Below are 22390 nucleotides of genomic sequence, written 5' to 3' on the forward strand. Positions count from 1 at the left end.
TCGTCGGAGGCTTTCGTCTTTCCGTGTGGCGTGCCGCGTGGACGTTGGCTTACCGCATGCGGACATCGCCTTCTCGCCCGGAATCCCTGGTCGTCGAGGTCCCGCTTTTCCGGGTCCCGGGCCCCGGGTCCCGAGTCCCGGCTTCTCCACGCATTTGACGCCACGGCGTCGCTCGGTGATCCTCGCGCGTTGCCCGGCCTGGCCGGACGCACCGCCCCAGCCCATCCTGAATACGCAAGGGAACACCGCATGAGCGTTGACGTCGTCGCGTCGAACCACCCCGCCTCACCGCAGCCGCCGTCAGCGCAACCGCCCGAATTCAAGACCCTGCTGGGTCATCCGCGTCCCCTGTGGATGCTGTTCATGACCGAGTTCTGGGAGCGCTTCGCGTTCTACGGCATTCGCTGGGCGCTGGTGCTGTACATCGTGGCGCAGTTCCATGGCGGCCAGGGAACGGGCCAGGCCTCGGCCAGCGCCACCTACGGCGCCTACCTGGCGCTGGTGTACGCGGCGGCGATCTTCGGCGGCTACATCGCCGACCGGGTGCTCGGCTACCAGCGCTCGATCCTGGTCGGCGCCGCGGTCATGGCCGCCGGCCTGTTCCTGATCTCCGTGCCCAACCCGCAGATCTTCGAACTGGGCCTGGCCACCGTGGTGGTCGGCAACGGCCTGTTCAAACCCAATATCTCGACCATGGTCGGCAAGCTGTACAGCGTCGCCGATCCGCGCCGCGACAGCGGGTTCACCATCTTCTACATGGGCATCAACCTGGGCGCGATGATCGCGCCGTGGCTGACCCAGCAGCTGGCCGAGAAGGTGTTCGGCACCGAAGCGATGCCGTCCTACAAGATGGTGTTCATCGCCTCGGGCATCGGCATGCTGATCAGCCTGGTGTGGTTCTGGTTCGGCCGCCGCCAGCTCAAGGGCATCGGCGCGCCGTTGCCGGGCGGTGCCGGCGGCATGCGCGTGGTCTACGTGCTGCTGGGCATGCTGGTGGCGATCCCGGCGGTGTACCTGGCGCTGGCCGCCGGCGCCGAAGTGCTGCAGTGGATCCTCAGCACCATGTTCGTGGCGCTGGCGGTCATGCTGCTGGTGGAGGGCATCCGCAACGGCAAGGTGGCGCGCGACAAGGTCATCGCGATGCTGATCATCTTCGCCTTCAACGTGCTGTTCTGGATGTTCTTCGAGCAGGCCGGCAGCTCCTTCACCTTCCTCGCCGACGAGATCGTCAACCGCCAGTTCGGCGACTGGACCTTCCCGACTGCGTGGTTCCAATCGGTCAACTCGCTGGCGATCATCACCCTGGCGCCGCTCATCGCCTGGATCTGGGTCAAGGCCGGCCGCTTCAATCCGTCGATCTCGCGCAAGTTCGCGCTCGGCCTGATGTTCAACGGCCTGGCCTTCCTGTTGCTGATGTTCGCGCTGTCGAGCCTGGTCAACGACGCCGGCAAGATCCCGTTCTGGACGCTGTTCATGGTCTACGTCATCCAGTCGGTGGGCGAGCTGTGCCTGTCGCCGATCGGGCTGTCGATGGTGACCAAGCTGGCGCCGCTGCGGCTGGTCGGCTTCGGCATGGGCGGCTGGTTCCTGTCCACCGGCATCGGCAACAACCTGTCCGGCATCTTCGCCAGCCATGTCAGCGGCGAAGGCGGCATGACCGTGTCTTCCGCGCTGGGCGGGTATACCTTCGGATTCTGGGCGCTGCTGGGCGCCGGCGTGGTGCTGTTCCTGATCGCGCCGTTGATCAGCAAGCTGATGCATGGTGTGAAGTGAGGACGTGGCAATGCTGATGAACAAGACGATGTGCGCTGCCCTGGTGGCGGTGCTGGCGCTGAGCGGTTGTGGCCAGACGGCGGCACCGCCCGATGCGCCGGCGCCGGCCAAGCCGCTGGATACCTCGGTGCAGAAGCCGCCGGTGGCCGATCCCAACCAGCCGGTGGCCTCGGGCAATACGCCGGCCGCCGCCGACATCGCCGCGGCCAAGGCGCTGGGCGCGCAGTTCGATCCGCAGCGCAACCCGGCCGACGACCTGGACACCGCCATGGTCGAGGCCAAGCGCGGCGGCAAGCGCATCCTGCTCGACGTGGGCAACGAGGCCTGCGACTGGTGCCACACCCTGGACACCTTCATCGAGGGCGATGCGGAACTGCGCAGCTTCCGCGACGCCAACTTCGTCTGGGTCAAGGTCAACGTCAGCGACGCCAACAAGAACGAGGCGTTCATGGCGCAGTACCCGAAGATCGTCGACTTCCCGCACCTGTTGGTGCTCGATGCCGACGGCAAGCTGCTGCATTCGCAGGTGGTCGGCGACCTGCAGAAGGACAAGGGCTACGACCGCAAGAAGTTCTCGGACTTCCTCAAGCAGTGGGCGCCGCCGAAGCCCTGAGCGGCGGCGGCGCGCGCTTTTCGTAGGAGCGGCTTCAGCCGCGACCGGGCTTTCCCAGTAATGCCAAGTCGCGGCTAGAAGCCGCTCCTACAGCGTTTAAAGGCGCGCAGTCCGCGCGCCCCGGCGCCTCAGCGCCCGGTCATGCTCGGCAGGCCCTCGGCCGCCAGGCGGTCGATCAGCCGGTTCAGCAGCCGCTGCTCGTCCTCGCTGAAGGGCGCCAGCAGGCGCCGTTCGCACTCCAGCACCATCGGCGCCACCACCTGGTACACCTCCACCCCGGCCGGGGTCAGGTGCAGCACCGAGCGGCGGCGGTCGTCGCCATGGGTCTCGCGCTGGATGAAACCGCGCTCCAGTTGCCGCGCCACCGCCCGGCTCACCGCCACCTTGTCCATCGCGGTGCGCTCGGAGACCTCACCGGCCGACAGCCCCGGGTACAGCGCCAGCACCGCCATCACCCGCCACTCGGTCACCGCCATGCCGTAGCGCTCGCCGTAGACGCGGGCGATGTTGCTGCTGATCCGGTTGGACAGCACGCTGATCCGGTACGGCAGGAACCGTTCCAGATCCAGGGAGGGCGAGTCGGGCGTGGGAGCGGGCGTGGCGATCGTCATGCTGCATTGCACCTTGCTGGTGGTTTCACTTGTAACTACAACGGAGGATACTACGGCCATTCTCGCGAGTCTGGCGTCCGTCCGCACCCGAAATTTCGGCCGGCCGCCGCGACCCCCGTCCTCCAGGAGACGCGTCATGAGTGCACAACCGCAACATCCGTCGCAGCCCGCCAACCTCGGCATGCAGGTCACCACCTTCGAGAACCCGATGGGCATCGACGGTTTCGAGTTCGTGGAATTCGCCGCGCCGGCCGGGCAGGGCGAGCAGTTGCACGCGTACTTCCGCAGCATGGGCTTCACCGCGGTGCTGCGTCATCGCCAGCGCGCGATCACCGTGTACCGCCAGGGCGGGGTCAACTTCCTGGTCAACGAGGACCCGGATTCGTTCGCTGCCAATTTCGCCGCCGCGCATGGCCCCTGTGCCTGCGGCTTCGCGATCCGCTTCCAACACCCGGCCGACGAAGTGTTCGCCAAGGTGCTGGAGAACGGTGGCGAAGCCATCGCCGACAAGGCCGACACCCGCGCGGTGCCGGCACCGGTGGTCAAGGGCATCGGCGACTGCATGCTGTACCTGGTCGACCAGTACGGCGAGAAGGGCTCGGTGTATACCGAGTTCGAGCCGGTGCCCGGCGCCGACCAGCACCCGGCCGGCTTCGGCCTGACCTTCATCGACCACCTGACCCACAACCTGTACTTCGGCAACATGCAGCGCTGGTCGGATTACTACGAGCGCCTGTTCAACTTCCGCGAGATCCGCTACTTCGACATCAAGGGCGCCAAGACCGGGCTGGTGTCCAAGGCGATGACCGCGCCGGACGGCGTGGTACGCATCCCGCTCAACGAATCGTCGGATCCGAAGAGCCAGATCAACGAGTACCTGGACGCCTATCGCGGTGAAGGCATCCAGCACATCGCCTGCTTCACCGACGACATCTACGAAACGGTCGAGCGCATGCGCGCGGCCGGCGTCGCGTTCCTGGATACGCCGGACACCTATTTCGAGGTGATCGACCAGCGCATTCCCAACCACGGCGAGGACGTGGCGCGGCTGGCGCGCAACAAGATCCTGATCGACGCCGACGCGGAGACCAAGCAGCGCAAGCTGCTGCAGATCTTCACCCAGAACTGCATCGGCCCGATCTTCTTCGAGATCATCCAGCGCAAGGGCAACGAAGGCTTCGGCGAAGGCAACTTCAAGGCGCTGTTCGAGAGCATCGAGCGCGACCAGATGAAGCGCGGCGTGCTTTGACGGCGGAATGCTGGCAGCGGGTGGAGGCTGCAGCTAGCGGATGCTCAAGGCCAGTGGATACTCAAAGCTAGGAGACGCTGACAGCGCATCGCGGAGACTTCCGACAGCCGGTGTAGCCCCTCTCCCACCGGGAGAGGGGTTGGGGTGAGGGTACGGTAAAGATCATGACGATCAAGCCGCCTTTACCCACAGCCACGCTGACACACGCACGCCAGCTACGTCGCACCATGACCGATGCCGAGCGCGCACTGTGGAGGTCTCTGAGAAGTGGGCAGTTGCAAGGTTTCAAGTTCCGGCGGCAGTACCCGATCCCTCCCTACATCGCTGATTTCTGCTGTGTGTCAGCAAAGCTGATTGTCGAAATCGATGGTGCGCAACACACCGAACCACGCGATGTCACAAGAACGCGTTGGCTCGAATCGCGAGGCTGGCGGATCGTTCGCTTCTGGAACAACGATGTGCTGCTTTCGAAAGATGCCGTGATCCAGGCGATTTGTGACGCGACCGGGGCGCCGTACCCTCACCCCAACCCCTCTCCCGGTGGGAGAGGGGCTTGATACCCAAGGCTCAAGCATATGCATGACCATCATCGCTACATGTCCGGCTTCGGCAACGAATTCGCCACCGAAGCGGTGCCCGGCGCGTTGCCGGTCGGGCAGAACTCGCCGCAGCGCGTGGCCCACGGCCTGTACGCCGAGCAGTTGTCGGGCACTGCGTTCACCGCGCCGCGCGGGGTCAACCGCCGCAGCTGGCTGTATCGCATCCGCCCGGCGGTACTGCATGGCGGCTTCGTCGCCTACGAGCGCGCCGGCGCGTTCCACAACGATTTCCAGCGCGGGCCGGTGCCGCCGGACCAGTTGCGCTGGAGCCCGTTGCCGCTGCCGGAAACGCCGGTGGACTTCGTCGATGGTCTGTACGCCATGGCCGGCAACGGCTCGGCCGAAGCGCAGCACGGCGTGGCGGTGCACCTGTATGCGGCCAACGCCTCGATGCAGGGACGTTTCTTTTACAACGCCGACGCGGAAATGCTGTTGGTGCCGCAGCTCGGCCAACTGCGCCTGTGCACCGAACTGGGCACGCTGGAGGTCGCGCCGCAGGAGATCGCGGTGATCCCGCGCGGCGTGCGCTTCCGCGTGGAGCTGCCCGACGGCAACGCGCGCGGCTACGTGTGCGAGAACTTCGGTGGCCTGCTGCGGCTGCCGGACCTGGGGCCGATCGGCGCCAACGGCCTGGCCAACCCGCGCGACTTCCTGACCCCGGTGGCCGCCTACGAGGAAGACGAGGGCGAATTCGAAATGATCGCCAAGTTCCAGGGCCACCTGTGGCGCGCGCCGATCGGGCATTCGCCGCTGGACGTGGTCGCCTGGCACGGCAACTACGCCCCGTACAAGTACGACCTGCGCCGCTTCAACACCATCGGCTCGATCAGTTTCGACCATCCCGATCCGAGCATCTTCACCGTGCTGACCGCGCCCAGCGATACGCCCGGGACCGCCAACATGGATTTCGCGATCTTCCCGCCGCGCTGGCTGGTGGCGCAGCACACCTTCCGGCCGCCGTGGTTCCACCGCAACGTGGCCAGCGAGTTCATGGGCCTGGTGCACGGCGTCTACGATGCCAAGGCCGACGGCTTCGCCCCGGGCGGCGCGTCGCTGCATAACTGCATGAGCGGGCACGGGCCGGACGCGGCCACCTTCGACAAGGCCTCGCAGGCCGACCTGTCGCGGCCGGACGTCATCGCCGACACCATGGCATTCATGTTCGAGACGCGCGCGGTGCTGCGCCCGACCGCGCAGGCGCTGGACGCCGCGCACCGCCAGCGCGACTACCAGCAGTGCTGGCAGGGCCTGCGCCGGCACTTCCGCGCGCCCTGAGCACGCGCCGGCGCGGCCGCGCCGCTCAGGCTGTTGCCGTTGCCGACGCTGGCACCGCCATGGACGGCGGCGCTGCGCTCAAGCGGCCTCTGCCGCGGCCGTCAGCGCGCCGTGCAGCGATGCCGGCAGGATCTCCAGCACGCGCTCGCGGATGCGCTGCGCGTAGCGCTCGGAGGTCATCTCCGGCATCGTGCGCAGCACCAGCGCGATCGCGCGCAGGGTGTCGTGTTCCTCGCGCGCGGCGCGCAACTGCGCCTGCAGGGCAGGCGAGGCCGGATGGCGCTGCAGTTGCAGCAGGTCCAGCAGATACATGCGCGCATTGAGCAGCGCGCGGCGAGGGTCGGCGGGTGGGGGCGGCGCGCTTGCCGCCACCGGCGCGGCGGCGACGCTGCGGCCGTCGTCCAGGTAGCCCTGCTGCAGCAGCGATTGCACGATCGCATCGGCACCGCGTCCGCCCAGCGTGGCCAGTTCCTCGATGCTGCGCTGGCCGTCGGCCAGGATCAGTACGCGTCGCTGGCGCATGTCCAGCGGCGCATCGTGCGATTGCAGTGCCGCAAGGGCGAGGGCGGTCTTGCGCGGATGCATGGCGGCGGGGTCGGTAGGCGCGCAGTTTGGCTCGCGGCGGTGAAATGCCGATGACAGGTGCGATGCGCTGGCGTGTCGGTCCCGGTAGCCGCCTTGCCATCGACTTGATCGAACGCTTTTTCCGGGATGCTGCGCCTGCGCGGTAGCGCATCGCGGCAGTGATGCCGTGCAGCGCGATGGCATGCACGCTAGCCTATGCGCTGGTCCAGCGAGGAAGTGCGATGAAGCCGATTCAACCAGGCGTGGCGGTGTTGCTGCTCGCGCTCGTGGCCTGCGACCGGCAGCCGCCCGCGCCGCCGGCCACGCCTCCTGCACCATCCGCGCCGGCGCCCGCCGCGGCCGACGATGGCGCCTTGCCGCCGCCGGACATCGACCAGCCCGACGGCGACGTGCCGCCGGCGCAGGCGCCGGCCTCGGCGCTTCCGCCGGACCTGGCCGCGGGCGACCGGCAACTGGCGCGCATCGACGGCTACGGCGATCTGCGCCTGGGCATGCCTGTGGCGCAGGCGCGCGCCGCCTGGGGCGGCGAACTCGATGGCCAGCCCAGTGCCGGCAGCAGTTGCTACGTGCTGCGTCCGCGCTGGGCCAAGGGCAACAACCAGTTCGGCCTGATGGTCGAAGGCGACAAGCTGGTGCGCTACGACGTGCGCACCGCCAAGGAAACCGCACCGGGTGGCGGCAAGGTCGGCATGGACCTGGCGCAACTGCGCGCGCTGTACGCCGGCCGCCTGGAGGAGCAGCCGCACAAGTACGTGGAGGGCGCCAAGGTGCTGCGCGTGCGCGGCGAGGCCAGCCAGCCCGGTGTGCTGGTGTTCGAGACCGACGCGGCCGGCAAGGCCGTCGCCTGGCGCGTGGGCCTGCCGCCGCAGGTGGATTACGTGGAGGGGTGTGGCTGAGGTGCGGGGATTGGGGAGTCGGGATTGGGGATTCGTAAAGGCGGCTCTATCGAGCGCTTGAGGCACAGCGGATCACGCCAGCCCTAACGCCGTACGGACACCCGCTTTTGCGAATCCCAAATCCCTAATTCCGAATCCCCGCAGCAAGCTGCCGGCGCTCGCGCCGGCGCGCACGGCGGGCGTACCAGCGTTCGCGCAGGCAGGAGAAGATCACGTACAGCGCCGGGGTGCTGAGCAGGGTCAGGCTTTGCGAGATCAGCAGGCCGCCGATCATCGCGATGCCGAGCGGGCGGCGCAGTTCCGAGCCTTCGCCCAGGCCCACCGCCAGCGGGACCGCGGCCAGGATCGCCACCATGGTGGTCATCATGATCGGGCGGAAGCGCACGATGCAGGCTTCGCGCGCAGCCTCCAGCGGGGTCTTGCCGTGCTCGCGCTCGGCGACCAGGGCGAAGTCGATCATCATGATCGCGTTCTTCTTGACGATGCCGATCAGCAGCACCAGCGCGATCATCGAGATCACCGACAGCTCGGTGCCGGTGACCCACAGCGCCAGCAACGCGCCCATGCCCGCCGCCGGTAGCGTGGACAGGATGGTCACCGGGTGCACCAGGCTCTCGTAGAGCATGCCCAGCACGATGTAGACCACCACGATCGCAGCCAGCACCAGTACCAGCATCGAGTTCGGCTGCAGTTGCACACCGAAGCCGCCGCCGTCGGCGATGCGGATGTCGCCGGGCATGCGCAGCCCGTCGACGGTGGCCTTGATGATCGCATCGCCCTCGCCGGTGCTCACGCCCGGCGCCAGGTTGTAGCTCAGATCCATCGTCGTGTATTGGTTCATGTGCGTGATCTGCGACGGCGCCAGGCCCGGCACCTGGTGCGCCACCGCGGTCAGCGGGATCATCGTGCCGTTGCGGGTGGGCACATAGATGCGGTCCAGCGCCGCCGGCGTGGCGGTCTGGTCCGGCAGCGCGTTGACCACCACGCTGTACTGGTTGAGATCGGAGTAGATGGTGGAGATCTGGCGCTGGCCGAACGCACCGTACAGCGCGCCGTCGATGGCGCCGACCGATACGCCCAGGCGTGCGGCCAGAGCGCGGTCGATGACGATGTTCTGGCGCAGGCCGGCGTTGTCCACGTCGGTGCCGACATCGCGCAGCTTCGGGTTCTGCTTCAGCGCGGCCTGCAGCTTGGGCAGCCACTCCTGCAACTGCGCGTTGTCGTTGCCCTGCAGCGAGACGCGGTACTGCGCGCCCTGGCTGGTGCCGCCGCCGCCGTCGCTGGGCAGGTCCTGGATCGCGCGCAGGCGCAGCTGCAGGTCCGGGTAGCGGTCGGCCTTGGCGCTGAGCCGCGCCAGGACCTCGGCGGTGGTCTCGGTCCGGCCTTCGTCGCGGCGCTTGAGTTCGATGTTGAAGCTGGCGCTGGAGCCCTGGCGGCTGCTGCCCAGGCGCGCGCCGACGATCTTCACTGCCGGGTCGGACATCAGCATGTCGGTGATGCGGCGCTGGCGGCTGACCATGTCGGCGAAGGACACGGTGGCGCTGGAGGTGGCGCGGCCCCAGATCAGGCCGGTGTCCTGCGCCGGGAACGAGCCCTTCTTGACTGCGCCGGCCAGGAACACCGTGGCCACGATCAGCAGCAGCGGGGTCAGCGCCAGCAGCAGCGCGTGGCGCAGCGAGAAGTCAAGGGCCACGGTGTACACGCGCAGCATGCGCTCGTGCATGCGCTCCAGCCAGGCGCCGAAGCGGCCCGGTTGTTCCGGCTCGGCGTGCGCGGACAGGAAGCGGCTGCACAACGCCGGGGTCAGTGTGAGCGAGACCACCGCCGAGACGCAGATCGCCGCGACCAGGGTGACGGTGAATTCGCGGAAGAACACCCCGATCATGCCGCTGGCGAACAGGATCGGAATGAACACCGCCACCAGCGAGGCGGTGATCGAGACGATGGTGAAGCCGATCTCGCGCGCGCCGGCCAGCGCCGCATCCAGCCGCGACATGCCCTCGTCGAGGTGGCGCATGATGTTCTCGATGACCACGATCGCATCGTCGACGACGAAGCCGATCGCGATCACCAGCGCCAGCAGGCTCAGGTTGTTGAGGGTGAAGCCCATCACGTGCATCGCCAGCGCCGCGCCGGCCAGCGACAGCGGCACGGTGGCCGCGGCGATCAGCGTGGGCGCCAGGCGGCGCAGGAACAGCGCCATGGTCAGCACCACCATCGCCAGGCTGATCATCAGCGTGGCCTGCACCTCGTTGAGCGAGGCGCGGATGGTCGGGGTGCGGTCGAAGTACGCCGTCATCTTGGTGCCGGGCTGCAGATAGGTGCGCAGCATCGGGATCTCGGCCTTGACCCGGTCCACCGTCTCCACGATGTTGGCGCCGGCACGGGTGAACACGTACATCACCACCGCCGGCTTGCCGCCGAACCAGGCCGCCTGGTAGGCGTCCTGCTGGCCGTCGTAGACGTTGGCGATGTCGCGCAGACGCACCGTGCGGCCCTGCTGCTGGCTGATCACCACCTGGCCGAAGTCGGCGGCCTTGGCCACCGCATCGTTGGCGACGATGGCGGTGGTGGTGGCGCCGTCGCTGAGGAAGCCGGTGGGCGAGGTGACGTTGGCCGCGCGCACCGCATTGCGCAGGTCGTCCGGGGTCAGGCCCATGGCGTTGAGCGCGCGCAGGTTCACGTCCACCCGCACCGCCGGCGTGGAGGCGCCGCCGATGTCCACCGAGGCCACGCCGCTGATCTGCCGCAGGCGCTGCGCCAGCAGCGAATCGGCGACGTTGTACAGCTCGTCGGCCGATTGCGTCTCGGAGGTCAGGGCGATGGCGATGACCGGATCGTCGTTGGGATTGGCCTTCTGGTAGCGCGGCGTGGCCAGGCCGGAGGGCAGGTCGGCCTGCGCGGCGTTGATCGCGGTCTGCACGTCCTGCGCCGCCGAATCGATGTTGCGGCTGCTCTGGAACACCATGAACACCTGGCTGTTCCCCTCCGAACTGGAGGAACGCATGGTGTCGATGCCGGGCACCTGGCCCAGGTGCCGTTCCAGCGGCGCGGTGACCGTGGACGCCATGGTCGCGGCGTCGGCGCCGGCCTGGCTGGCCTGTACGAAGATCACCGGGATCGAGATGTTCGGCAGCGCCGCCACGCCCAGGCGCAGGTAGCACATCATGCCGATCACGAACAGGCCGATGGCCAGCAGCGCGGTGCCGATGGGGCGGCGGATGAAGGGCGCGGAGATGTTCACTTTGCCGGGACTCGGGAACGGGGAATCGGGAATCGGAAAGCGGCATGTCCGCGCGCTGCCGGCTTATTTACGCCATGCGGGATGTCCTGAAACCCGACGCTGCACGCGCGCCACGATTCCCCACTCCCCATTCCCCATTCCCGGCTTTTCACGCCCGCCCCTCCGCCGCCGTCGCATGCCGCGCCGCGCGGCGCTCGCGCCAGGCGCGCACGCGCTCGGAGGCGCGTTCCATGTACAGGTAGATCACCGGCGTGGTGTACAGGGTGACCAACTGCGACAGCAGCAGGCCGCCGACGATGGAGATGCCCAGCGGGCGGCGCAGTTCCGAGCCGATGCCGTCGCCCAGCGCCAGTGGCAGCGCGCCGAGCATGGCCGCGGCGGTGGTCATCATGATCGGGCGGAAGCGCAGCAGGCAGGCGCGGCGGATCGCGTCGTGGGCGCTGGCGCCCTCGCGGCGCGCGTCGATCGCGAAGTCGATCATCATGATCGCGTTCTTCTTGACGATGCCGATCAGCAGCACGATGCCGACGATGCCGTCCACCGACAGGCTCAGTCCGCACAGCATCAGCGCCAGCAGCGCGCCGACGCCGGCCGGCGGCAACGTGGAGATGATGGTCAGCGGGTGGATGTAGCTCTCGTAGAGCACGCCCAGCACGATGTAGATCAGCACCACCGAGGCCAGCAGCAGCCACACCACGTCGGTCTGGCTGCCGGTGAACTCGGCGGCCTTGCCGATGAACTCTGCATGCAACTGCGGCGGCAGTTGCAGCTGCGCGCGGGTCTCCTCGATCGCCGACACCGCCTGCGACAGCGAGTAGCCCGGCGCCAGGTTGAACGACACCGTCACCGCCGGCAGCTGCTGCTGGTGGCTGACCACCAGCGGCGTGGTCGACTGCTTGGCCTCGGCCACCGCCGCCAGCGGTACCGTGCCGCCGCTGCCGACGGTGATGCCGGTGTTCTGCGCGCCGATGCCGGTGGCGGTGGAGGAGTTGCTGGAGGTGGTCTGGCCGAAGCTGGTGGCGTTGCTGGCGGTCAGCGCGCCGCTGCCGTTGCTGGCCACCGCCAGTTGGTTCAGCAGCGCGGTGCTGGTGCGGAATTCCGGCGCCACTTCCAGCACCACGCGGTACTGGTTGAGCTGGGTGAAGATGGTGGAGATCTGGCGCTGGCCGAAGGCGTCGTACAGCGTGTCGTCGATGGTCTGCATCGGCACGCCGAGGGCGCTGGCCTTGTCGCGGTCCACGCGCAGTTCCAGCGCGCGGCCCTGGTTGGCCAGATTGTTGTCCACGTCGGCCAGTTCCGGGCGCTTGCGCAGCGCCTCGGTCAGGCGCGTGGCCTGGGTCGCCAGTTCGGCGCTGTCCACGTCGGAGAGTGAGTACTGGTACTCGGTGGCGGCCACGCGGGTGTCCAGGGTCACGTCCTGTACCGGCTTCAGGTACAGCGCCACGCCGGGCAGTCCGGCCACCGCCTTCTGCAGCCGCGGCATCACGTCTTCCAGGCTGTCGCGGTCGCTGCGCGGCTTCAGCACGATGCTGAGCTGGCCCTGGTTGAGGGTGGGGTTCATCGAGCCGGCGCCGATGAAGGCGGCCACGCCGGTCACCGCCGGGTCGCGGCGCAGCGCCTCGGCCACCGCCTGGGTGCGCTGCTCCATCTGCGGGAACGCCACGTTCTGGTCGGCCTGGACCACGCCGGTGATCAGCCCGGTGTCCTGCTCGGGCAGCAGGCCCTTGGGGATCACCACGTACAGCAGCACGGTCAGCACCATGGTCGCCAGCGCCACCAGCAGGGTCAGCTTCTGGTGGCCCAGCACCCAGTCCAGGCTGCGCTCGTACAGCGCCACGGTGCGCGACCACAGCGTGGTCTTGCCGGCCGCCGCCGCCCGCTCGTGCGCGTCCTCGCCCTCGGGCAGAGCGTCGGGCTTGAGCAGGTAGGCGCACATCATCGGCGTGAGCGTCAGCGACACCAGCATCGAGATCACCACCGCGATGCTCAGCACCCAGGCGAACTCGTGGAACAGGCGGCCGGTGACGCCTGGCATCAGGATCAGCGGCAGGAACACCGCCACCAGCGACACGGTCAGCGACAGCACGGTGAAGCCGATCTGGCGTGCGCCGATCTCCGCGGCCTCGCGGCCGCTCTTGCCCTGTTCGATGTAGCGCACGATGTTCTCGATCATCACGATCGCATCGTCGACCACGAAGCCGGTGGCCACCACCAGCGCCATCAGCGACAGGTTGTCCAGCGACATGCCGGCGAAGGCCATCACCGCGAAGGTGCCGGCCAGCGACAGCGGCACGGCCACCGACGGGATCACCGTGGCCCACAGCCGGCGCAGGAACACGAAGATCACCGCCACCACCAGGCCGATGGTCAGGATCAGGGTGAACTTGACCTCGTGCACCGAGGCGCGGATGGTCTCGGTGCGGTCGGAGAACACGTCCAGGTGCACGCCGGCCGGCAACACGCCTTGTAGCTGCGGCAGGATCGCGCGGATCTGCTCGACCGTCTGCACGATGTTGGCGCCGGGCTGGCGGCGCACTTCCAGCAGCACCGCCGGCTTGCCGTCGGCCCAGGCGGCGAGCTGGTCGTTCTCCACCCCGTCCACCACCTTGGCCACGTCCGACAGCCGCACCGGTGCGCCGTTCTTGTAGCTGATGACGGTGTCGCGGTACTCGGCGGCGCTGGACAGCTGGTCGTTGGTGCCGATGCTGTAGGACTGGGTCTTGCCGTTGAGCGAGCCCTTCGGCGCGTTGACGTTGGTCTGGGTCAGCGCGCTGCGCAGCGCCTCCATGGTCAGGCCCATGTTCGACAACTGCGCCGGATTGACCTGGATGCGCACCGCCGGGCGCACGTTGCCGGCGATCGAGACCAGGCCCACGCCCGGTACCTGCGACAGGCGCTGGGCCAGGATCGAGTCGGCGTAGTTGTTGACGTCGCGCAGCGGCAGCGTGTCGGAGCTGAGCTTGAGGGTGAGGATCGCGGCGTCGGCCGGGTTCACCCGGTTGTAGACCGGCTGGTAGGGCAGCGAGGAGGGCAGGGTGGACTGGCGGATCGCCGCCTGCACGTCCTGCGCGGCGATATCGATGTCGCGGTCCATGGCGAACTGCAGCACGATCGTGGACAGCCCGGCCGACGAGTCGGAGGTCATCATCTGCAGCCCGGAGATCTGCCCGAGCTGCCGCTCCAGCGGCGTGGTCACCAGCGAGGCCATGGTGCTGGCGTTGGCGCCGGGGTACTGCGTGGTCACCACCAGGCTGGGCGCGTCGATTTCCGGCAGCGCCGACACCGGCAGCTGCCGGTAGCCGAGGATGCCGAGCAGCAGCACGCCTGCCATCAGCAAGGTGGTGGCGATCGGGCGGCGGATGAAGATCGTCGAAAAGCCCACGGGGAAGATCCTTGCTGGTGAGAGTCCGGCGCGGCCGTGCCGGCGCCGGGAAAGACGGCGGAATCAGCGGCGGCCGTGACCCCGTGCCGCGATCGCGACGTGGGACGGAAACGCCGCCGCCAGCGGGCGACCCGGCGCGTGCCGGCCACGCGGGCTCGGCACGGCTACCGTCGCCTGCTGGCGCAGCGCGCTCAGCGCGGCCCGCCGCCGCCGCGGCGTCCGCCGCCGCGCTGCTGCTGCTTGCCTTCGGCGGCCTTCAGCTCGGCCTCGGTCGGCTCCGGCGGCGCCTCGCCCGGCTTCAGCGCGGTCACCTTGGTGCCGGGCTTGAGCCGGAACTGGCCCTCGGTGACCACCCGCTCGCCGGCCTTCAGGCCTTCGGTGAGCTGCACCTGGCTGTCTCCCACTTCCGCGCCCTGCTTGACCGTCTGCATCTTGACCGTGTTGTCGGCCTGCACCACGTACACGTAGTCGCCGTTGGGGCCGCGCTGCACCGCCTGGGTCGGCACCACCACGCCGTCGGCCACGGTGCGCAGGGTCAGGCGCACGTTGACGAACTGGCCCGGCCACAGCGCGCGGTCGTCGTTCGGGAACACCGCGCGGACCTTGAAGGTGCCGGTGTCGGCGCTGATCTGGTTGTCGATCACGTCGACCTGGCCGTCGCTGGCGATCGGATGCGCGTCGGTGCGGTCCAGCGCGGCCACCGGCAGCGGCGCCGCCGCCTGCGCCTGGCGCACGTCCTGCAGCTGGATCTCCGGCAGGTTGAAGATCACGTAGATCGGATGCACCTGGGTGATGGTGACGATGCTGCTGCTGGTGCTGACGATGTTGCCCACGTCCACCCCGCGGATGCCGGCGATGCCGTCGCTGGGGGCGAGGATGCGGGTGTACTGCAGCTCCACCTGCGCCGCGCGCATCTGCGCGTCGTTGGCGGCGACCGCCGCTTCGTACTGCGCCACCTGGTTGCGCTGGGTGTCCAGGTCGGTCTTGGCCACGTACTGGCGGTAGGCCGGCGAGTCGGAGCGCTGGAAGGTGGAACGCGCGGTGGCCAGCAGCGCCTGGTTCTGGCGCTTGCTCGCCGCGGCCTGGTCGTAGCTGGCCTGCAGCGAGCGCGGGTCGATCTGCGCGAGCAGCTCGCCCTTCTTCACTTCCTGGCCTTCGCGGAAATTCAGGCTCATCAGCTGGCCGCTGACCTGCGGGTTGACGGTGACGGTGCTCAGCGCGGTCACGGTGCCGGTGGCGGTGGCGTAGATCGGCACCGTCTGGCTGGTCGCGGCGACCACCGTTACCGGAACCGGCGTGGCATCGCTGTCGTCGCCCATGCCGTCGCCGGCGCCGCCGCCCTTGTGATGCCCACCGCCGCGCATGAAGCGCGTGCTCACCACCACCAGGGCCACCGCTGCGAGGATCAGCAGCGCAATCTTCCAGAAACGCGACATCCGGGGAAACTCCTGTGGCGAGGCGGGGTGGAGGGCCCTCCCGCAGTGGCTGGTGACGAGCGAGGAAGCATATCGCCGGCGCGTTGCGATTGGACCATGACTGAAGGGACAGGCCCCGCGGGTGGGCAAGGCTGGTCGTCCGCTCTCGCAACGCACCGGCGGCGCATCGGTTGACACGGATTCGCAAGGGTTTTTTCCCCGCGGCGGGATCCACGGCCGCCCCCGGCCGGCCGCCGATGCACTACATTGACTGAACGCCCGTTGCGTCCCGACCTGGAGCCCTGCCATGCCGCGCCTGTCCCGCCTGCTGTCCGCGATGCTGTTCGCCGTCCCCGCCCTGGCCTGGGCGCAGAGCGCCGAGCGCCCGGAGGTGACGGCCGCCGCGGCCAAGCTGCAGGCCAAGGTGGTGGAGTGGCGGCGCGACTTCCACCAGCACCCGGAGCTGTCCAACCGCGAGGAGCGCACCGCCGCCAAGGTCGCCGAGCGGCTGCGCGCGCTCGGCCTGAAGCCGCAGACCGGCATCGCCCACCACGGCGTGGTGGCGATCGTCAAAGGCGCGCTGCCGGGGCCGAGGATCGCCCTGCGCGCTGACATGGACGCGCTGCCGGTGACCGAGCAGACCGGCCTGCCGTTCGCCTCCAAGGCCACTGGCGAGTACCGCGGCGAGACCGTGGGGGTGATGCACGCCTGCGGCCACGACGCGCATACCGCGATCCTGCTCGGCGTCGCCGAGGCGCTGGTGGCGATGCGCGCGCAGCTGCCGGGCGAGGTCATGCTGGTGTTCCAGCCCTCGGAGGAGGGCGCGCCGGGCAACGAGGAGGGCGGCGCCTCGCTGATGCTCAAGGAAGGCCTGTTCCGCGACTTCAAGCCGCAGGCGATGTTCGGCCTGCACGTGTTCTCCAGCGTCCAGGCCGGCAAGATCGCGGTGCGCGGCGGCCCGCTGATGGCCGCCTCGGATCGCTTCAGCATCAAGGTGATCGGCCGCCAGACCCACGGCTCGGCGCCGTGGAACGGCATCGACCCGATCGTGACCAGCGCCGACCTGATCGGCGCCGCGCAGACGGTGATCAGCCGCCGCGCCAACCTGTCCAAGCAACCGGCGGTGCTCAGCTTCGGCGCGATCAAGGGCGGCATCCGCTACAACATCATTCCCGACGACGTGGAGATGGTCGGCACCATCCGTACCTTCGACGAGGGCATGCGCCAGCAGATCTTCGCCGACCTGAAGACCGTGGCCGAGCACACCGCCGCCGCGCACGGCGCCAAGGCCGAAGCGCACGTGCCCGACCAGGACGGCAACCCGGCCACGGTCAACGACCCGGCACTGACCGCGCGCATGCTGCCCAGCCTGCAGGCGGTGGTGGGCGCCGGCAACGTCTACGAACCGCCGCTGCAGATGGGCGCGGAGGATTTCTCGTACTACGCGCAGCAGGTGCCGTCGATGTTCTTCTTCGTCGGCGCCACCGCCCCCGGCATCGACCCGGCGACCGCGCCCAGCAACCACTCGCCGCAGTTCCTGCTCGACGAGACCGCCCTGGACGTCGGCCTGCGCGCCATGCTGCAGGTGACGTTGGATTACTTGAAGCAGTGATTGGGGAGTGGGGAGTGGGGATTCGCAAGGGCGTGGGTGCAGCGGCGTAGGCGGAATCGCTCACATGTCCGGCATGGATGGACACCCGTAGGAGCGGCTTCAGCCGCGACAGGCTTTACCGGGAAGGCTGTCGCGGCTGAAGCCGCTCCTACAAGAGCCGTGCTCGATCGCTCCCCGTAGGAGCGACTTCAGTCGCGACGCATGAAGCCTGAACCGAGGTGCTGCTTCGGCAGCAGTCGGGACTGAAGTCCCTCCCACAACGCTCATCGCGCCTGCTGCGAGCCCTGCAGCTGTAGGAGCGGCTTCCGCCGCGACGCGCGAAGCACCGAATCGACGCAAGCACCTCGATACCAGTAGGCGCGATTTCGCTTCTGCCAACCCCGAATCCCCACTCCCAAATCCCCGCCCCATACACCTCCCAGCCAGAACGCCCCCGCTACACTGCAGCGCATGAACACCCCCCAGGATTCCAGCCTCGGCCGCGAGGTCGCCTACCCGTCGCAGTACGATCCCGCGTTGCTGTTTCCCATCCCGCGTGCCGCGGCACGCAGCGAGATCGGTCTCGACCCCGCGGCGCTGCCGTTTTTCGGCGTGGACCGCTGGCATGCCTACGAACTGAGCTGGCTCGATGCGCAGGGCAAGCCCTGTGTCGCCACCGCGACCCTGCAGGTGCCGTGCGCCTCGCCGAACCTGATCGAATCCAAGTCGCTCAAGCTCTATCTCAACTCGCTCAACGCGATGCGCTTCAACAGCGCCGAAGCGCTGCGCAGTTGCATCGTCACCGACCTGTCGGCGCGCGCCGGCGCCGACGTGGCGATGGAGTTCGGCCTGCCGCCGATGGACACGCTGGGCGAGGGCGAGTCGCTGGACGCGCTGGACATCGCCATCGATTGCTACGGCCCGCCGCGTCCGGACTTCCTGTCCGCTACCGCCGGCGACGTGGTCGAGGAAACCCTCACCAGCGCCTTGCTCAAGTCCAATTGCCCGGTCACCGGCCAGCCGGACTGGGCTTCGCTGCATCTGCGCTATCGCGGCGGCCGCATCGATCGCGAAGGCCTGCTGCGCTACCTGATCAGTTTCCGCGAGCATGCCGGTTTCCACGAGCAGTGCGTCGAGCGCATCTTCCACGACCTGATGACGCGCTGCCGCCCGCAGTCGCTGCAGGTGGAGGCGCGCTATACCCGCCGCGGCGGCCTGGACATCAATCCCTGGCGCGCCACTCCGGATGTGGCCGAACCGCTGAGCTTCCTGCGCGATCTGCGCCAGTAGGCAGGCGCGGCGACGTACTCGCCGCATGGCACGGCTCATGCTGTGCCTGCGGTCCGCATGCGATCGGATTGCTGAGCGTGCCTGCGACGCGCGCCCCGCGCATGTGTCCCGAATCGCTCGAATGACAATACGTGTCGCCACATGCGCTGCGCGCTACGCGCCTGAACCGCGTCCGCGCGGTTCACGGCCGCGCTATCTTTTTTTAACAAATCCTGTGACACCGTGGCAGCGTCCTATCACGCAGGGAGCCACGCGATGAACAGCGACAAGCGCGCCGACTTCTCGGCAGTCACCGCCAAGGTGGATACCACCGCCGACGTCGTGCAGAAGGCGGATTTCTCCGACGTGCAGAGCAAGGTGGACAGCACGGCCGAGCAGGTGCAGCAGGTGTATGTGGTCAAGCCCGGCGATTCGCTGTCCAAGATCGCCAAATTGCATTACGGCGACGGCAATGCCTGGACGCGCATCTTCGAGGCCAACCGCGACGTGCTCGTCGACCCCGACAAGATCTATCCCGGTCAGACGCTCAAGCTGCCCGCCGGCGCCTGACCCGCCCTCATTGCCAATTCCCGCTCTTCCGACAGGAGTCCCGTCCCTATGAAAACCCGTTCGATGTCCTCGTTCTCGCCGCTGCTGATCGCCCTGGTGGGTGCACTGGCGCTGGCCGGCTGCAAGAAGCAGGAGCAGGAACAGCACGTGTCGTCCGATCCCACCTCGTCCGCCCCCACCGAGCAGATGCCGGGTCCGGCCGCGGCCCCGGCGGAACAGCCGGCGCCGGCCGCTGCGGGTGCCAATGCGGTGAATGTCGCTGCCGTCGCGGTCGGCAACACCGCCGCCGCGGACAAGTCGGTCGCGCCGCTGACCACGCTCGCCAGCAAGGACAAGATCATCGTCTCGGTGAAGACCGAGGGCTCGGCCACCAATGCCAACGTCGGCGCCAAGCTGGTGTTCCAGGACGGCCAGACCGCCGGCGAGCGCACCGAAACGCTCAATACCAGCGGTGCGGACACCACCAACTTCGAGTTCACCAATCCCAAGGGCTGGCCGGCCGGCCAGTACAAGGCCGAGGTCACCGTGAACGGCCAGGCGGCGGGAACGCCGCAGACGTTCCAGGTGAAGTGATCCTGGGCTGAGTCCCGGTCACGCGTCGCACGCGCCGCCTCTCTCCCGGCACGTGCGGCACGCTGGCGCAGCCGCGAGGCTGCGCCTTTTTTATGCATGGTGCGATGGGAGCGTCCCAGCGCAGGCCGCCCACATCGGCGTGCCACGCTGGAAGACACGCATCCCGTGCGGAGAGGGGGTGCGTGACCGCTGCATAGCGGCTTGGCTGATGTCGTGTACAGCACGGTGTGTTGCGCGATGTCCTGTGCTGTCGCGCAGGACAGCCATCGAGCATGCACGCCCCCGCGGATTCGGCGCCAGATCGGTCGCCCGACGGATGCCGAGTTGCGTAGCGCTTGCCGACAGCACATCACACCCCGCGCTTTGCCCGCAGCCGGCAGACACGCGACAATGGACGGCCGATGTCCGCGTTTGGCGGCATCGCGAAACCTACAAGAAAACATACGCCGCCGTACTGTCGGTGCTGCCTATTCCCCCCTGCCAGAGGTCATCCGTCGCGTCATGTCGAATACGCCCAAGATCCTGTACACGCTCACCGATGAAGCCCCGTACCTGGCGACGCAGTCGCTGCTGCCGATCGTTTCCGCGTTCGCCGGCACCGCTGGCATCGCCGTGGAGACCCGCGACATTTCGCTGGCCGGCCGCCTGATCTCGCAGTTCCCCGACTACCTGCGCGAGGACCAGCGCATCGCCGACGACCTGGCCGAACTGGGCCAGCTGGCGACCACGCCGGAAGCCAACATCATCAAGCTGCCCAACATCAGCGCCTCGGTGCCGCAGCTCAAGGCCGCGATCAAGGAACTGCAGCAGCAGGGGTACGCGCTGCCGGACTACGTGGACGAACCGAAGGACGAGAAAGAGAAGGACGCCAAGGCGCGCTACGACAAGGTCAAGGGCAGCGCGGTCAATCCGGTGCTGCGCGAGGGCAATTCCGATCGCCGCGCGCCGGCCTCGGTGAAGAACTACGCACGCAAGCACCCGCACCGCATGGGCGCGTGGAGCGCCGACTCCAAGTCGCACGTGGCGCACATGGACGCCGGCGATTTCTACGGCAGCGAGCGCTCGGCGCTGATCGCGCAGGCGGGCAACGTCAAGATCGAGCTGGTCGGCAAGGACGGCACGGTGACGGTGCTGAAGGAAAAGACCGCAGTGCAGGCCGGTGAGCTGATCGACGCGGCGGTGATGAGCAAGCGCGCGCTGGCCGCCTTCGTGCAGGCGCAGATCGCCGATGCCAAGCAGCAGGGCGTACTGTTCTCGCTGCACCTGAAGGCGACGATGATGAAGGTGTCCGACCCCATCATGTTCGGCGTGGTGGTCGAGGCGTTCTACCGCGACGTGCTGGACAAGCATGCCGCCACGCTCAAGCAGGTGGGCTTCGATGCCAACAACGGCATCGGCGACCTGTACGCGCGCATCGCCAGCCTGCCGGAGGCGCAGCGCGCGCCGATCGAGGCCGACCTGCAGGCGCTGTACGCGCAGCGCCCGGCGCTGGCGATGGTCAATTCCGACAAGGGCATCACCAACCTGCACGTGCCCAGCGACGTGATCGTCGATGCGTCCATGCCGGCGATGATCCGCGACTCCGGCAAGATGTGGAACGCCGAGGGCAAGCTGCAGGACACCAAGGCGGTGATCCCGGACCGCTGCTACGCCGGCGTGTACCAGGCGGTGATCGAGGACTGCAAGCGGCACGGCGCGTTCGACCCGGCCACCATGGGCAGCGTGCCCAACGTCGGCCTGATGGCGCAGAAGGCCGAGGAGTACGGTTCCCACGACAAGACCTTCCAGATCGCCGCCGACGGCACCGTGCGCGTCACCGATGCCGGCGGCGCGGTGCTGCTGGAGCATGCGGTGGAAGCCGGCGACATCTGGCGCATGTGCCAGACCAAGGACGCGCCGATCCAGGATTGGGTCAAGCTGGCGGTCGAGCGCGCGCGCCTGAGCAGCACCCCGGCGGTGTTCTGGCTGGATCCGCAGCGCGCCCACGATGCGCTGATGATCCAGAAGGTGGAGCGCTACCTGCAGGACCACGACCTCAACGGCCTGGACATCCGCATCCTGCCGCCGGTGGAAGCCACCGCGTTCTCGCTGCAGCGCATCCGCAAGGGCGAGGACACCATCTCGGTCACCGGCAACGTGCTGCGCGACTACCTCACCGACCTGTTCCCGATCATGGAGCTGGGCACCAGCGCCAAGATGCTGTCGATCGTGCCGCTGATGGCCGGCGGCGGCCTGTTCGAGACCGGCGCCGGCGGCTCGGCGCCCAAGCACGTGCAGCAGTTCGTCGAAGAGAACTACCTGCGCTGGGATTCGCTGGGCGAGTTCCTGGCCCTGGCCGCCTCGCTGGAGCACCTGGGCCAGCGCCACCACAACGCCGCCATCGGCGTGCTGGCGCGCACTCTGGACCAGGCCAACGGCCAGTTCCTGGACAACGACAAGTCGCCCTCGCGCAAGGTCGGCGGGCTGGACAACCGCGGCAGCCACTTCTACCTGGCCCTGTACTGGGCGCAGGCGCTGGCTGCGCAGGACGAGGACGCCACGCTGAAGGCGCGCTTCGCCCCGCTGGCCAAGCAGCTGGCCGAGCAGGAAGCGACCATCGTCGCCGAGCTCAACGGCGTGCAGGGCCAGCCGGTCGACATCCAGGGTTATTACCGCCCGAACCTGGAGCTGGTCGGCAAGGCGATGCGGCCGAGCAAGACGCTCAACGACGCGCTGGCGACGTTGACGGCCTGACGCGCCCGGATC

Annotated in this window: 16 protein-coding genes; 11 read left to right on the forward strand and 5 right to left on the reverse strand. The window is 68.4% G+C overall.

Annotated features, from left to right (window positions below; all coding sequences use genetic code 11):
* Positions 1–249: 249 nt before the first annotated feature.
* Together FHR66_RS12785 and FHR66_RS12790 are read left to right on the forward strand one after the other, a co-directional pair.
* Positions 250–1773, forward strand: coding sequence for a peptide MFS transporter (locus FHR66_RS12785; RefSeq protein WP_160969333.1), 1524 nt, complete (start codon positions 250–252; stop codon positions 1771–1773).
* A gap of 10 nt (positions 1774–1783) precedes the next feature.
* Entirely contained in the window at positions 1784–2386 is a 603-nt protein-coding gene (locus FHR66_RS12790) for a thioredoxin family protein (protein ID WP_160969331.1), read from the forward strand.
* 128 nt (positions 2387–2514) lie between these two features.
* Here the strand turns inward: FHR66_RS12790 and FHR66_RS12795 are convergent, their stop codons facing one another.
* Positions 2515–2997, reverse strand: coding sequence for a MarR family winged helix-turn-helix transcriptional regulator (locus FHR66_RS12795; protein WP_160969329.1), 483 nt, complete (start codon positions 2995–2997; stop codon positions 2515–2517).
* Between the two features lie 136 nt (positions 2998–3133).
* On the opposite strand from FHR66_RS12795, the gene hppD reads away from it, so the two are divergent.
* The 3 genes from hppD to hmgA all read left to right on the forward strand — a co-directional run bounded on the left by hppD (position 3134) and on the right by hmgA (position 6120).
* Positions 3134–4246, forward strand: coding sequence for a 4-hydroxyphenylpyruvate dioxygenase (hppD, locus tag FHR66_RS12800; RefSeq protein ID WP_456361759.1), 1113 nt, complete (start codon positions 3134–3136; stop codon positions 4244–4246).
* A gap of 164 nt (positions 4247–4410) precedes the next feature.
* Entirely contained in the window at positions 4411–4803 is a 393-nt protein-coding gene (locus FHR66_RS12805) for an endonuclease domain-containing protein (protein ID WP_160969327.1), read from the forward strand.
* Between the two features lie 18 nt (positions 4804–4821).
* On the forward strand, positions 4822–6120 hold the full coding sequence (gene hmgA / locus FHR66_RS12810) for a homogentisate 1,2-dioxygenase (protein ID WP_160969325.1): 1299 nt from the start codon (positions 4822–4824) through the stop codon (positions 6118–6120).
* Positions 6121–6198: 78 nt separating this feature from the next.
* On the opposite strand, the gene FHR66_RS12815 is transcribed toward hmgA, so the two are convergent.
* Positions 6199–6705 carry a hypothetical protein gene (locus FHR66_RS12815; protein WP_167087848.1) on the reverse strand — a complete coding sequence of 169 codons (507 nt, stop codon included), beginning with the start codon at positions 6703–6705 and terminating at the stop codon, positions 6199–6201.
* A 221-nt stretch (positions 6706–6926) separates the two neighbouring features.
* On the opposite strand from FHR66_RS12815, the gene FHR66_RS12820 reads away from it, so the two are divergent.
* Positions 6927–7601 (forward strand): lectin, encoded by a 675-nt coding sequence (locus FHR66_RS12820; protein WP_237475413.1) that lies wholly within the window; start codon positions 6927–6929, stop codon positions 7599–7601.
* A 124-nt stretch (positions 7602–7725) separates the two neighbouring features.
* On the opposite strand, the gene FHR66_RS12825 is transcribed toward FHR66_RS12820, so the two are convergent.
* From FHR66_RS12825 to FHR66_RS12835, 3 genes are all read right to left on the reverse strand, one after another.
* Positions 7726–10845: an efflux RND transporter permease subunit gene (locus FHR66_RS12825; protein WP_160969321.1), complete on the reverse strand. Its 3120-nt coding sequence runs from the start codon at positions 10843–10845 to the stop codon at positions 7726–7728.
* 148 nt (positions 10846–10993) lie between these two features.
* Positions 10994–14227, reverse strand: a complete 3234-nt coding sequence (locus tag FHR66_RS12830; protein WP_160969319.1) for an efflux RND transporter permease subunit — start codon at positions 14225–14227, stop codon at positions 10994–10996.
* A 191-nt stretch (positions 14228–14418) separates the two neighbouring features.
* Positions 14419–15663 (reverse strand): efflux RND transporter periplasmic adaptor subunit, encoded by a 1245-nt coding sequence (locus FHR66_RS12835; protein ID WP_160969317.1) that lies wholly within the window; start codon positions 15661–15663, stop codon positions 14419–14421.
* Between the two features lie 286 nt (positions 15664–15949).
* Between FHR66_RS12835 and FHR66_RS12840 the strand changes: the two genes are divergently transcribed.
* The 5 genes from FHR66_RS12840 to FHR66_RS12860 all read left to right on the forward strand — a co-directional run bounded on the left by FHR66_RS12840 (position 15950) and on the right by FHR66_RS12860 (position 22378).
* Positions 15950–17254: a M20 family metallopeptidase gene (locus FHR66_RS12840; protein WP_160969315.1), complete on the forward strand. Its 1305-nt coding sequence runs from the start codon at positions 15950–15952 to the stop codon at positions 17252–17254.
* Positions 17255–17704: 450 nt separating this feature from the next.
* A complete protein-coding gene (queF, locus tag FHR66_RS12845) occupies positions 17705–18523 on the forward strand; it encodes an NADPH-dependent 7-cyano-7-deazaguanine reductase QueF (protein ID WP_160965903.1) in 819 nt (272 codons plus the stop codon).
* A 255-nt stretch (positions 18524–18778) separates the two neighbouring features.
* Positions 18779–19072 carry a LysM peptidoglycan-binding domain-containing protein gene (locus FHR66_RS12850; protein WP_160965905.1) on the forward strand — a complete coding sequence of 98 codons (294 nt, stop codon included), beginning with the start codon at positions 18779–18781 and terminating at the stop codon, positions 19070–19072.
* A gap of 48 nt (positions 19073–19120) precedes the next feature.
* A complete protein-coding gene (locus FHR66_RS12855) occupies positions 19121–19645 on the forward strand; it encodes a hypothetical protein (RefSeq protein ID WP_160965907.1) in 525 nt (174 codons plus the stop codon).
* 501 nt (positions 19646–20146) lie between these two features.
* Positions 20147–22378: an NADP-dependent isocitrate dehydrogenase gene (locus FHR66_RS12860; protein WP_160965909.1), complete on the forward strand. Its 2232-nt coding sequence runs from the start codon at positions 20147–20149 to the stop codon at positions 22376–22378.
* Positions 22379–22390: the final 12 nt, after the last annotated feature.

This window comes from Xanthomonas sp. F4, from assembly GCF_011761895.1.